Genomic DNA, 12,857 nt, shown 5'->3' with positions numbered 1-12,857 from the left:
TGAGAGAAGGAGCGCGCCATGAGCCGCAACCGCTTTAAAAAACAGAAAAGGGATCTTGCCCCGCTGCGGGAGCTGCTGCTGCCCGCCGCGCTTTTCGCGCTGGTGCTGGGGCTGTTTGTGCCCGGGCTTTCCTCGGTGAGCCGCGCGGCCCGTGAGGCCGAGCGGGACAGCCTGGAAAGCGCCATCCGCCGCAGCGCCGTGCATTGTTACGCCACCGAGGGCGCTTACCCCGAGAGCCTGCAATACCTGGAGGAGCACTACGGCGTGCGGGTGGACACGGACAAATTTCTGGTGGATTATCAGGTGTTTGCCAGCAACCTGATGCCCTCGGTGACCGTCATCGCAAAAGGGCGGTAAACGCAGCCCCGCCCCCGCGGGCGCATCCCTGTGCTCCGCAGGTCCGCGCGGCGGCTGTGTTCCGGCCGCGGCTGCGGCAGCTTTTACTTTTTACTTTACTTTTTTCCGCTGCTATTTTTCGCCCAAAAGGAGGTGCCCGCCATGCAGAGAAACAGGGGCTCGGTGATCGACGTGCTGTTCACGCTGGCGCTGTTCTGCGTCTTTTGCGCCAGCGCGCTGGCGGTGGTGCTCATCGGCGCCGACGTCTACACCTCCACCGCGCGCAATATGGATCAGAACTTCAGCACCCGCACCGCGGTCTCGTATGTGGCGGAAAAAGTGCGCCAGAGCGACGCCGCCGGGGCGGTGGCGCTGGGCGAGATCGGCGGCGGCCAGGCCCTGGTGCTGACCAAAGAGGGCGAGAGCGGTCTTTTCAAGACCTATATCTATTACTACGACGGCGCGGTGCGCGAGCTGCTGGCGCGGGCGGAGGACGCCCCCCAGCCCGAGCTGGGCCAGCAGATCACCGAGGCCGCGGGCCTGTCCTTTGAGGCGCTTAAGGATGGGCTGTGGCGCGTGACCGTCACCGGCACGGACGGCGCGCAGGAGCAGCTGACCTTTGGGCTGCGCAGCGCAGAAGGGGGGGCCGCCGCATGAACCGCAAAAGTTCAAGGTCCGCCCTGTTTTTGATGGAACTGATCCTGGCGATCCTCTTTTTTGCAGCGGCAAGCGCCGTCTGCGTACAGCTTTTTGTAAAGGCCCATCTCATGTCGCAGGATACCGTGGACCTCAACCGCGCCGTCGCCGGGGCGGAAACCGCGGCCGCGGTGCTGCGGGCGGAGGACGGCGACCTGAACGCCGCGCTGCCCCTGCTCGAGGGCGCGGCGGCCGAGGACAGCGGGCTGGTCATCTATTATGACGCGGACTGGAAGCCCGCCGCCAAAGAGGGAGCCGTCTATGTGATGCGCCTTTCTCCCGCCGCGGACGAGGTGACCGCCGTGACGGTGGAGCGGCTGGAGGACGGCGGCGAGCTGTTCTCCCTGCCGGTGCGCTGCCATGTCCCGCTCACCGCGGACTGAGCCGCAGGCGGGGAAAATGCACGATCATTTTAGGGAAAGGGGGCGGCAGTCATGACCGAGCAGGAGCAAAAGCGGCGGGGAGGCACCGGCCTTGGCGTCGGCGCGTCCTCCATCCTGGTCATCTTTGTGCTGCTGTGCCTGGTGACCTTTGCGGCATTGTCGCTGGTGAGCGCCCGGGCGGACTGGAACCTCTCCCGCAAAGCCGCCGACCACACACTGGAATACTATACCGCATCCAACGCGGCCGAGGAGACGCTGGCCGGGGCGGACGCCCTGCTGGCGGACTGCTGGCGGCTGGCGGGCGGAGAGGAAGGCGCCTATCTGGCACGGGCCGGCGCCGCCCTGGCCGGGCTGGGCGAGGTGACGGCGGAGGACGGCGGCCTGCGCTTTTCTTTCTCGGTGCAGGTCAACGAGGGCCAGTCGCTGGCCTGCGAGCTGCGCGTACATCCGCCCGAAGCGGGAAAGAGCGGCTTTTATGAGATCCTGCGCTGGCAGGTGGAAAGCATGGGCGAGTGGCAGCCGGACGAGGGGCTGCCGGTCTACGGCGGCGAGGGCGCTGTCGGCGCTTTGCCCGGCCGGCCCTGAGCCCTTTTAAAAAAGACGGACGGGCGCGCGCGGCCTCTGCCGGGGGCGCCCGCCCGTTTTGGCATCCTGACCGCGGACCAGACCGAAAGGAGACCGAAATGGATATCACCGTACAGCTCAAAGACGCGGTGGCGCGGGGCGCTTCCGACATCTTCATCGTGGCCGGGCGGCCGCTCGTGTACAAGCTCAGCGGCCAGCTGACCAACGTGGACGACACGCGGCTGCTGCCGCCCGACACCGAGGAGTTCGTGCGCCAGATCTACAAGCTCGCCGGGAACCGCCCCATGGACCGCCTGCTGGAGACCGGCGACGACGATTTTTCGTTTGCAGTACAGGGCATCTCCCGCTTCCGGGTCAGCGCGTACAAGCAGCGCTCCAGCCTTGCGGCGGTGGTGCGGGTCATCACCTTCGAGCTGCCGGACCCCGCGGCGCTGCACATCCCGGAACAGGTGCTGAAGCTGGCCGACCGCACCAAGGGCATGGTGTTGGTGACCGGCTCTGCGGGCAGCGGCAAATCCACCACGCTGGCCTGCATGATCGACCGCATCAACCGCACCCGGGCCGACCACATCATCACGCTGGAGGACCCGCTGGAATACCTGCACAGCCATAAGACCAGCATCGTCAGCCAGCGCGAGACCGGCAGCGATACCGAAAGCTATCTGGCCGCCCTGCGCGGGGCGCTGCGCCAAAGCCCGGACGTGATCCTGCTGGGTGAAATGCGCGACTACGAGACCATCACGGTGGCCATGACCGCGGCCGAGACGGGGCATCTGCTCTTTTCCAGCCTGCACACGGTCGGGGCGGCCAACACCATCGACCGCATCCTGGACGTTTTCCCCCCCACCCAGCAGCACCAGATCGCGGTGCAGCTGGCCATGGTGCTGCAGGCGGTGGTGAGCCAGCAGCTGCTGCCCACTGTGGACGGCGGCCTGCTGCCCGCCTTTGAGATCATGAACGTCAACCCCGCCATCCGCAACATGATCCGCGAGAACAAGATCCATCAGATCGACACGGTGATCGGCTCGTCCGCAGACGAGGATATGATCTCGATGGACACCAGCATCCTGAACCTGTATCGGGCGGGCAAGATCAGCGAACGCACCGCGCTGACCTATGCCGCAAACCCCGATATCCTGGCAAAAAAACTCAAGCTGTAAAAAATGGGCAAGCTCGATTCCAAGATCCAACTCGTCTATCAGGGACAGATCTGTCGATCTGTCCCTGATTTTTTTGCGGGTTGAACAGCTGCACCGGTCTTTTTATCTCCTCCGGAAACTTTTCTGCCGCAAAAAGAAGTGTTCATATTGCATTCATAAATGTAGATTGATATAATAAAAATAAACCATTTTTTGTCACTTTTCATTAGAAAAATGTGACTTTAGCCAAAATCGAAAGGAGTAATGAGAATGACTTTTTGTGACAAATGCGGCAGTCCGATCGAGGAGGGCAGTGCATTTTGCGGCGAGTGCGGCGCCCGCGTATCGAAACAGGACACAGCCGCATCTGCGGTCTCAGAGCCCCAGGCCCCCCCTGCCCCCCAGCACAGGACAGAAACACCCCCTCGCTATTATGGGCAGCCCGGCGCCAATGGCATGCCGGCGCTGGCGGAAAATGAGGTCGTCGTGCGCCAGTACCGGTGCTGCAGCATCAAGCGTCCATCTGCAAACGGCGATCTGACCGTAACAAATAAACGGCTGATCTTTCACGCAGAAGGAAGTTCCAGCCGGGTGGTGAAAGAGGTCCCCATCAGTTCCGTCGGCGGTCTGGATTGCTTTATGGGGATGAATATTCGCGGGGGAATGATCGTTTTGGGCGCTCTTCTTGCCCTATTCAGCTTTTTGCTGTTCCGCATCGGGGGCGGCGGCATCTTTGCTGGCATGATCGCCTTGGCTTTGGGGGTCCTGCTGATCTTCCTTGCATTCCGCCGCAGCTTTTTGATGTGCGTTTACGCACAAAATACCAGCAGTTCGTCTATTTCATTGGGCAGTGGTATCTTCAGCCGCGGCGCGGGCAACGGGGCACTTTACACGTTGGCGAGCGAACCCACGCATGACACCGCGCGCATGATGGTGGAATTGGGCGCTTTGGTGCAGGATCTGCAGACTATGGGCGACCATGCTGTGAAAAAGTGGAGCGAATAGCGCACAGAGTGGGAGGAAAAAATGACGCTGCTTGAGCTTTCGGCAAAGATCGCGCGGTACTGGCGCTGCGCGCCCGCGCAGGCGGGCACGCATGCTTACCGTGTGCTCTGCGAATATCCACCGGCATATCGCGCGGCCGCCTGTGCCGCGCTGGAGGGGAAGAGCCCCGCAGACATCCAACTGGCAGCGCGTGGGTTTTTGCTGGAGGATGCCTGCGCCCTGGCCGGCTGCGACGCGCTGATGGGCGTGGAGCTGCTGCGCATCTATGAGAAAGACGAGGCCGCTGGAAAAGAACTGTTGTTCCGCTGCGGCGCGCACGACGGGCGGGCATAGGAGGAAACGCTATGGGCTTCTTCTCGTCTTTGAATGGGCGCGCGACATCACAGCAGGAACGGGATCTTTCCGCAATGGAATATAAAGACCTGTGCCGCTGTTTTACCGCGGACATATGGGCCGGCCTTTCCCCTGCGCAGCGCAAAGAGGCCTGTCAGGCGCTGGAAGACCATTTCGCCGCCGAACAGGGGCGGCCGTCCAAGCTCATTATCCTCACCCATTTCGACGGCGCGTGCTATGGCTGTTGGAGCCCGGGAGAGGATGTCATCCAGCTGAACGAATCGCTCGTGAACAGCGGCGCCTTTACCTACAAAACGCTGACCGACCAACCGCTGCCTGACGCAAGCCTGCAGATATTCGACACTGTGGCACACGAGGGCTACCATGCCTATCAGAGCTATGCCGTCGAGCACCCGGAGGCACATGCGGACAAAGCACAGCTGCGGGAGTGGCGCGAGAACGACGCGCAGGTGTCCGCGGCAGAATACAATTATATTCCTTTTGATAAGGACAGCGCCCTTTATCGTGTACAGCCGCTGGAGCGCGACGCTTTTGCCTATGGTGAGGAAAAAACGCATGAGGCATTCGGCGGTCTGACCCTGACAGATGAAGCGCAGCTCGGCTATGAAGCATACTGCCAGAATTGCGACTTTCGATCCTATGACGGCGCGCTGGCGGAGGCACGCAGGCAAAATCCATATGCGCTGGAGGACATGCGGGCGCAGATGCACGAAAATTGTGTGCGCTGGGGCCTTGCCGAAGAAGAAAACATAGGGGCGCCAACGCGGGGGGAGCAAGAGGCCGTTTCGGCTGGGAAAACGGAAACGATGCCCCCGGGAGCGCAGAAGATCGCCCCGGCTGAGGAAACCGCACAGAGAAGCGAAGCAGCTGCCCCGGCCGAATATCTCCGGGTACAGCGCTCGCACGAGGACGGCTTTCTGGACCCCGACGAAAGCTATGCGGTGAAAGGCTTGGTTTATGGCGGCGACGGCACCATCCACAAGCCGTCGCCGCGCGAGCAGTATGAGCAGCGCATCGCGGACATTGACGAAAGCATGAAAGGTCAATATGAAGAGCTGAAAAGCGAGCTGCAGAGCCCCGGGAGCGAGTGGACGGAACAACAGGCCGAGGGGTACTTCGACTGGCTGCAGGCGCAGGAATCGCAGATGAAAGCCGAGGCGCGGGCCACATTTGAAGAACAAACGGGCAGGACGCCGGAGCAGACGCAGGGCGTCTCGATGCAGGAGACCGTGCCCGTACGGGACGAGACGGCCGCCCCCGGGCGGGCGCAGGGCGTCTCGATGCAGGAGGCCGCGCCCGGACGGGACGAGACAGCCGCCCCCGGGCAGGCGCAGGGCGTCTCGATGCAGGAAGCCGCGCCCGAATGGGATGAAACAGCCGCTTCAAAGCCGGGGGAGGCCCCAAAACAGGAAGAGACCGTGGCTGCACAGGAAGATACCGCCTCCCCCAAAGAAGAATGGGAGGAAAGCGTCTCCTATTGACCGAGGCTTATTTGAAAATAGAGGAATCGTCCGATTTTTCGTAGCCGGCAAAGGGGGGGGGCGCGAGGCAAGAAACGCAGCGGCTTTTCCTGAATTCCAAATATTTTTAACGCTGCGGACTGTAAAAAAAGACGCTGATCTTAATTTTTTCAAACAGCCTCATATCCAGTTTTGCAATGTGAGAAAAAGGAGAGTTTTGCATGAGCAGTCCCAGCTACAGCCAAACAGTCGTGCATGGCGACAGCCTGCGGGACGCGTGTACCTATCAAGACCCGGACCCAAAATTTCTGCTTGTGGGAGAGGACCGCGCGGGGGCCCCAAGCCGCATTCCGGTGGGAGAGCAATTGTTATCACGACATATGCTGCTGATGGGTGGTATCGGTACGGGAAAATCAAATGCGTTTCATTTTCTTATCCGCAACCTGAGAAGCTCGCTCACCGGGCAGGACGTGATGATCATTTTCGACACGAAAGGCGATTATTACAAAACTTTTTACCGCCCCGGCGACGTCGTGATCAGCAACGACGAGCACGCCGCGGGTGCGCAGGGCGCGGACTATTGGAACCTATTCGAGGAGATCTCCGTTGACGGCCGCGCCGAGGAAAACGCGCTGGAGATCGCAAACGCGCTGTTTGAGGACAGGCTGCGCCAGTCTTCCCAACCATTTTTTCCCAATGCGGCAAAAGACCTTTTCGGCGCGGTGCTGCTGCACCTGCTGCGCACAGACGCAATGGCGCGCTGCCGGAACAATGCGGATCTTCGATCGATATTCGACACTTTCTCCGTGGAGGCCATGAAGCGTATCCTTGCGGCGCATCCGGACCTGAAAGCTCTGCGCGCTTATATCGAGGACGAGCGCTCAGGTCAGACACTGGGGGTCGTATCCGAGCTGCAGCAGCTCGTGAGGGAGATCTTCGTGGGCAACTTCAAAAAGAAAGGCGCGCTTTCGATGCGCCGCTTGGTGCGGGAAAAGGGCGCCAAAGTGGTGTTCGTCGAGTATGACCTCGGCTTGGGCTCCACCCTGACGCCTATTTACAAGCTTCTGTTTGATCTTGCCATCAAGGAAGCGCTGTGCCGCAAGGAAAATGAGGGGAGCGTCTACTTCATCATCGACGAGTTCCGCCTGCTGCCCAATTTGCATCACATCGACGACGGCGTGAACTTTGGGCGCAGCTTGGGCGCAAAGTTCGTGGCAGGCGTGCAGAACGTGGATCAGATCTCCGCCGCCTACGGCCCCAACCTGGCCAAGAGCATCCTCTCGGGCTTTGGCACGAACATCTCTTTCCGGGTGAGCGACGCGAACTCGCGCGAGTACGTCAAGGGTCTGTATGGCGGCAATATGCAGCTGCACACCTATCTTTCTGCGGTGCAGTCGCGCGGGATCTCAGAGGAACTTCGCGAGGGAAGTGTCATCGACGATGTGGACATCACTTCGCTGGGGGTGGGCGAAGCCATAGTGGGCATTCTGAACTGCCCGCCTTTTTATTTCAAGTTCAACCGCTTTGCCTGACAGGCCCCCGCAAGTGAATACACGAAAACGAAATGTGGAGGAAAAAACATGATCTGCAGACATTGTGGCGCGCAGATGCCGGACGGCAAGCGCTTCTGCACGAAATGCGGTCAGCCGGTAGAGGCCGTTGCCGAAAACGTTGCCGCCGCGCCGGCAGCCTCGGGGAGTGTTGCCCCCGAAAAAATCCAGGGCGACGCGGGCAGTCTGTGCCCGTGGTGCGGCGCGTCCACAACGGGAACAAAGTTCTGCCCTGCCTGCGGCCGTCCTCTGGACGGAGCATCTCCGTCCAGCACTTCTGAAGACGCAGGGACCGATGCAGAGCGCGCGGAGAACAAAAGCGGATACACTGCCCCTCCCGATTATTCGCTGCCCGAGACGCCGCTGGAAAAGCTGACCCCGGCGGCAAAACAGGCGGGCGAAAAGCTGGTGGATCTTTCCAAAAAAGCCGCCGAGGAGGGAAAGAAAGCGGCAAAGGAGGGCGGCGAAGCCGCAAAAAAGGCATGGGCCTCCCTTGGGCCGTTTTTCAGAGACCTGTCTGAAAAATGGAAAGCCTTTGGGCACAAAAAGGCCGTTTATATCGGCGCGGCATGCGCGTTTGCACTTGTCTGCACCGGCGTCGTCATCGCTCTGCTGCTGGCGCCAAAAGGCGCGGGTACCGTGGCGTACAATGCTTCCAATGAGCTCAACGACGGCTGTGTGCTCGTGAGCGGGGAAAATGTCTACATCGCCCGGTACGACGGCCTCTACCGCGTAAAGACGGACGGAACAGGCGGCGAGCGCCTGAGTACGGTACGCTTCAGCGATCTGCAGGCAGCGCACGGCTATGTGTATGGGATCGATAGGTCCGGCTGCCTTTGGCGTGTGGATTCACGGAAAGGACAAACGGAAAAGATCCCTTTCTCCTGGGATCTGATGCTGCAAATGCTGGTGTATGGCGACCGTATCTATTACAACACCTACTCGTTCTCTGAAGAGGAAATCGGCGGCCTGTACAGGATGGCGCTCGACGGCAGCTCAGACGAGCTTCTGGCCGAGGGCAAGTTCAGCGCTATGCAGATCGCGGACAATAAACTTTATGCCATGACAGCGGATGGCAGGCTGCTGCGGTTTGATCTGGACGGTGAAAACGTTTCGGTCGTCTGGCAGGATGTCACAGGCCGCATCCGCAACCCTGTTGTATACAGAAACAAACTGTATTACAGCTTGAGCCAATCTGATCTGTGGGAAGAAAATTACTCCCGAGCGGAGAATGACCAGGCGCTTCCCGGGATATATGAGCTCGACCCGACTACAGGCGAGAGAACACTTGTGCTGGAAACCAGTCGGTTATCTGGTCGATTAGCGTCCGGCTTTGCGCTGGACAGCGGGAACGGCATGCTCTATTGTATAAAAGAATCAGAGACGAGCTGCCAGCTCGTCGGCATCGATCTGCCTACCGGCGCGCAGAAAGTACTGCGCGAGGACGTCCCCGGCACATACGACTGGGAGACAGTCCTTGTGTTCGGCGACCGGCTGGCCGTCTACGAAAGGAATGCGCTGGACCCCTCAAGCAGCGGGACGATGCTGCTGTGCGCGACGGATGGAAATACCCAGCAGCCGCTCATGACCCCCCTTGCAAAAAGCGTCGCCGCAGTGGACGGCGCGGCGTACTTTTCGACGGCAGACGGCGTGTACCGCATCCCGCAGGACGGCACGGAGCTGACCAGGGTGGCCGACGCTTTGGGCGCCGACCTGTTGGCGGCGGGCGGGAACGTGTATTATAACGGCGAGGCGAACGGCGCGCCGGGCGTCTGCGGCATCAGCCGCCTGGACGAAGCGGGGGCCACGCTCGTGCAGCAGGGCAATTTTGTGAGATGGACAGTCGCTGAGGACGGGACGCCCGTATTCGCGCGTCTCAGCTCCGCCGACGTTCTCTGCCGGGGCGCGCAGGACGCTCCGTACGGCGTGCCGATCTGTCGCACGGTCCTCTGTTGGGGCGGCTCGTGCACGACAGCCGACGGGTGGATCTATTTGAGCGATGAGATCGACTCCGACTACCAACTGCTGCGCGTGGATATGGCAGGCACGGAAAGCGCGGTGCTGTATCAGACTGAAAACTTCCTGTTCGATGCATCTGATGTAAAAGCCTCCGCCGACGGTGTCTACTTCCGCGAGAGCGGCGATCTTCTGCGCGTCTCCGCGGGAGGCGAGCCGGAAACGGTTGCAGCAGATGTCGCGCAATATGTGCTGTACAACGGCACCGTGTACTATCTGGATGAGGCGGCGATGGCTGTGTGCAGCGTCATCCCCGGCATACCGTCCAGCAGGACGGTCCTCGTGCGGACCTCGGCGTCATCCCTCGCCGTACAGGGGCAAACGCTGTACTACTGCGACCTGCTGGACAAGGGGGCGCTGTACGCCCTGGATCTTGCAGCGGGCGGGCGGCAGCGCCTGGCGGACAACACGGACAACGCGGCGGACAGGTCGGATCACATCTGTGAGGGCGTGCCGGAACAGCCTGTCACAAACGACCCATACACAGATCTTTGGGACGGGAATTTTGCCCTGCTGGGAAACATGGCGGACATCCCCTCACAGCAGCCTGCGGCGTCCGAGGAGGACGCGCAGCCCTCGATCTTTGGCAATGAGGATATGGACGGCGCGGCCGTCGCTTTCGGCCGTTTCTACCGCAGCTATATCGAGGCCATCCGCACTATGGACGCTGGGCTGCTCGAATACTGTTCCGGCCCCTGCGCCGATGAGATGAGCGGACGCATCTTCAACCAGAATAAAGACTATGTATACGACATCGTGTATCTCGCCGTGGACTTCGACAGCATGGAACTGCGGGAGGAAAACGGCGTACAGACGGCCACTTTCAATACAGAGACCTACTGCATGGTATACGAGCGCGACAGCGGCAAGAACGCGGGAGACAACCTTGTGCCTCGGCGCGTAAAAGCCGTAAAAAGCCCGGAAAGCGGCGCCTGGTACATCAATGAGATCGTCTCCTCCCACGACCGCGCCCCTGAGGTGGGTGCCGACGCGATCGACGTCTATCCCTATATTTGATCAAGACGGCGCACCGGCCTGCGTCGGCTGTGGTATTTTGCCGGGCTTGATCTTCCCAATTTTCAATAAAAAGGTCTCGCCCCTGAAGGCCGCTTTTCCGGCGTCTGCCCGCGCTGCTTTTAATTTCAAAAAAGGGGTTGCAAAATGAGCCGGGAGGGCATACACTGTTAGATGCCCCAAAGGGCTTTTGACCCGAATTTAAAGGAGGGAGAACAAGTGGACGCTGTTGGTCGAAGTACAGGCTTTTGCGATGATCCTCACTTGTGCCGCGCGCTGACGCCGGCCGCTTGTCCCGCTCTGTTCTGATCTGAGCGCGGCGGCGGCCTGTGCGCCGCTGCGCGCCTGCGCCGGGCCCTGCCCTGCTGTTTTTCCGCAGGAGGGCTTTCCCCGGCGCCGCGCCCCTGTGTGGATCACCGCGAAAGACCCGTGTGTCTTTCGCGGTGTTTTCGTTTTGTCCTGTCTTCCTGCCACGAAACTTTGAAACGAACAGGAGGAAGAACCCCATGGAAAAACAATTTGATCTGGACGCGCTGGAACTGCTCATCGACACCCGGCAGTTCCGGGCGCTGCGGGATGCGCTGGCCGAAAGGAACGAGGTGGATATCGCCCAATTTTTGGGCGAGCTGGAACCCGAAAAGGCGGTGCTCGCTTTCCGCACCCTGCCCAAGGAGGCCGCCAGCGAGGTGTTCTCCAATCTGGACAGCGACGTGCAGCAGGTCATCATCGGCTCGATCACCGACGCCGAGCTGGCCGCCATCGTGGAGGACCTCTACGTGGACGACGCGGTGGATATGCTGGAGGAACTGCCCGCCAACGTGGTCAAGCGGGTGCTGAAAAATGCAAAGCCGGATACCCGGGCGCTGATCAACCAATTTTTAAAGTACCCTGAAAACTCGGCCGGCAGCATCATGACCGCCGAGTTCACCGACCTGCGGGCCGCCATGACGGTAGCCCAGGCCATCGAGCACATCCGCCGCACCGGCGAGGACCGGGAGACCATCTACACCTGCTACGTCATCGACGCCAGCCGCAAGCTGGAGGGCGTGGTGACGGTAAAAGACCTGCTGCTGGCCCCGGACGGGATGCAGGTGCGGGACGTGATGAGCAGCGACGTGATCTCGATCAACACCCTTGGCGATCAGGAAGAGGCTGCGCGGCTGTTCAACAAATACGACTTTCTCTCGCTGCCGGTGGTGGACCACGAAGACCGGCTGGTGGGCATCATCACGGTGGACGACGCCATGGACGTCATGGAGCAGGAGGCCACCGAGGACTTTGAGGTCATGGGCGCGATGCACCCCTCTGAAAAGCCCTATCTCAAGACCGGCGTGATCACGCTGGCAAAAAACCGCATCGTGTGGCTGCTGGTGCTGATGATCTCCGGCATGGTGACCGGCGGCATCCTGGGCCGGTACGAAGCCGCTTTTGCGGCCATGCCCATCCTGGTCACCTTCATCCCCATGCTCACCGACACCGGCGGCAACGCGGGCAGCCAGTCCAGCACCCTCATTATCCGCGGCATCGCCGTGGGCGACATCACCGGGCGGGACATCCCGGCCGTGCTCTGGAAAGAGCTGCGGGTGGCGGCGCTGGTGGGCGCGGTGCTGAGCGCCGTCAACTATGTGCGGCTGGTGCTCACCTACCCCGGCCATGAGATGGTGGCGCTCACGGTGGCGCTGACCATGTTCTGCACCGTGGTGATGGCCAAGACGATCGGCGGCATCCTGCCGCTGGCGGCAAAGTTTCTCCACGCCGACCCGGCGATCATGGCCGCGCCTTTGATCACGACCATCGTGGACGCGTTGTCCCTGGTGATCTACTTCAACATCGCGATCCATCTGCTGCCGATCTGATCGGCGGGTGGCAAAGAAGCGTAAAACCGCGCTTTGGCGCGCTGCCGTGCCGTTTTTTCCACCGCGCGCCCAGATGCGGACGGCCACAGGCGGGACGCAGGGCGCTGCCGCCCCGATAAGCGGCCGGACCGGCTTGAGTGGCTGCAGGAGGGTCCCTGGACGCCATCAGCCTGATTCTGCAAGCGGCTGAGCAGGCAGCTGCAGGAGGCAGGCAGGGCGCCGCCGGCCTGATCCGTAAGCAGCCGGGATGAACGGCCGCAGAAATGCCACAGGACGCTGCTGGTCTATCCGCAAGCAGTTGAGAGCGGACGCCCGCAGGAGGCACACAGGGGGGCGCACGTCCCCCCGATAGGCCGCTGCCGCGGCACGTCCTTTCTGTCGCCGGGCCGGTCCGCGTCCGTGCAAAAAGAAAAAAGAACGGGGAAAAGCGGGGCCGCTGCGGCGGTCCCGTTTTGCGGTTCTC

11 protein-coding genes are annotated in these 12,857 nt (G+C 61.2%); all 11 read left to right on the top strand.

The genetic code is table 11. From position 1 onward, the window contains the following. Positions 1-18: 18 nt before the first annotated feature. The 11 genes from H8S23_RS06535 to mgtE all read left to right on the top strand — a co-directional run bounded on the left by H8S23_RS06535 (position 19) and on the right by mgtE (position 12,394). Entirely contained in the window at positions 19-357 is a 339-nt protein-coding gene (locus H8S23_RS06535; RefSeq protein ID WP_186887524.1) for a hypothetical protein, read from the top strand. Positions 358-498: 141 nt separating this feature from the next. Next, positions 499-993 carry a DUF4860 domain-containing protein gene (locus tag H8S23_RS06530; protein WP_186887523.1) on the top strand — a complete coding sequence of 165 codons (495 nt, stop codon included), beginning with the start codon at positions 499-501 and terminating at the stop codon, positions 991-993. Beyond that, positions 990-1,415: a hypothetical protein gene (locus tag H8S23_RS06525; RefSeq protein ID WP_186887522.1), complete on the top strand. Its 426-nt coding sequence runs from the start codon at positions 990-992 to the stop codon at positions 1,413-1,415. Before H8S23_RS06530 ends, H8S23_RS06525 begins: the two co-directional genes overlap by 4 nt. A 51-nt stretch (positions 1,416-1,466) precedes the next feature. Continuing rightward, on the top strand, positions 1,467-2,000 hold the full coding sequence (locus H8S23_RS06520) for a hypothetical protein (RefSeq protein ID WP_186887521.1): 534 nt from the start codon (positions 1,467-1,469) through the stop codon (positions 1,998-2,000). 98 nt (positions 2,001-2,098) lie between these two features. Further along, on the top strand, positions 2,099-3,160 hold the full coding sequence (locus tag H8S23_RS06515; RefSeq protein ID WP_186887520.1) for a type IV pilus twitching motility protein PilT: 1,062 nt from the start codon (positions 2,099-2,101) through the stop codon (positions 3,158-3,160). Positions 3,161-3,409: 249 nt separating this feature from the next. Further along, positions 3,410-4,144, top strand: a complete 735-nt coding sequence (locus H8S23_RS06510) for a GRAM domain-containing protein (RefSeq protein WP_186887519.1) — start codon at positions 3,410-3,412, stop codon at positions 4,142-4,144. 21 nt (positions 4,145-4,165) lie between these two features. After that, positions 4,166-4,477: a hypothetical protein gene (locus H8S23_RS06505; RefSeq protein ID WP_186887518.1), complete on the top strand. Its 312-nt coding sequence runs from the start codon at positions 4,166-4,168 to the stop codon at positions 4,475-4,477. Positions 4,478-4,551: 74 nt separating this feature from the next. Further along, positions 4,552-5,979 carry a hypothetical protein gene (locus tag H8S23_RS06500; protein ID WP_186887517.1) on the top strand — a complete coding sequence of 476 codons (1,428 nt, stop codon included), beginning with the start codon at positions 4,552-4,554 and terminating at the stop codon, positions 5,977-5,979. A gap of 200 nt (positions 5,980-6,179) precedes the next feature. After that, positions 6,180-7,490, top strand: a complete 1,311-nt coding sequence (locus tag H8S23_RS06495) for a type IV secretory system conjugative DNA transfer family protein (protein WP_186887516.1) — start codon at positions 6,180-6,182, stop codon at positions 7,488-7,490. Positions 7,491-7,538: 48 nt separating this feature from the next. Further along, positions 7,539-10,541 (top strand): DUF5050 domain-containing protein, encoded by a 3,003-nt coding sequence (locus H8S23_RS06490; RefSeq protein WP_186887515.1) that lies wholly within the window; start codon positions 7,539-7,541, stop codon positions 10,539-10,541. 503 nt (positions 10,542-11,044) lie between these two features. Then, positions 11,045-12,394, top strand: a complete 1,350-nt coding sequence (gene mgtE / locus H8S23_RS06485; RefSeq protein WP_186887514.1) for a magnesium transporter — start codon at positions 11,045-11,047, stop codon at positions 12,392-12,394. Positions 12,395-12,857: the final 463 nt, after the last annotated feature.

The organism is Anaerofilum hominis (assembly GCF_014287275.1).
Taxonomy (GTDB): domain Bacteria; phylum Bacillota; class Clostridia; order Oscillospirales; family Ruminococcaceae; genus Pygmaiobacter; species Pygmaiobacter hominis.
The sequence above is the reverse complement of the archived record's forward strand: the minus strand, read 5'-3'. Positions and strand labels throughout refer to the sequence as shown.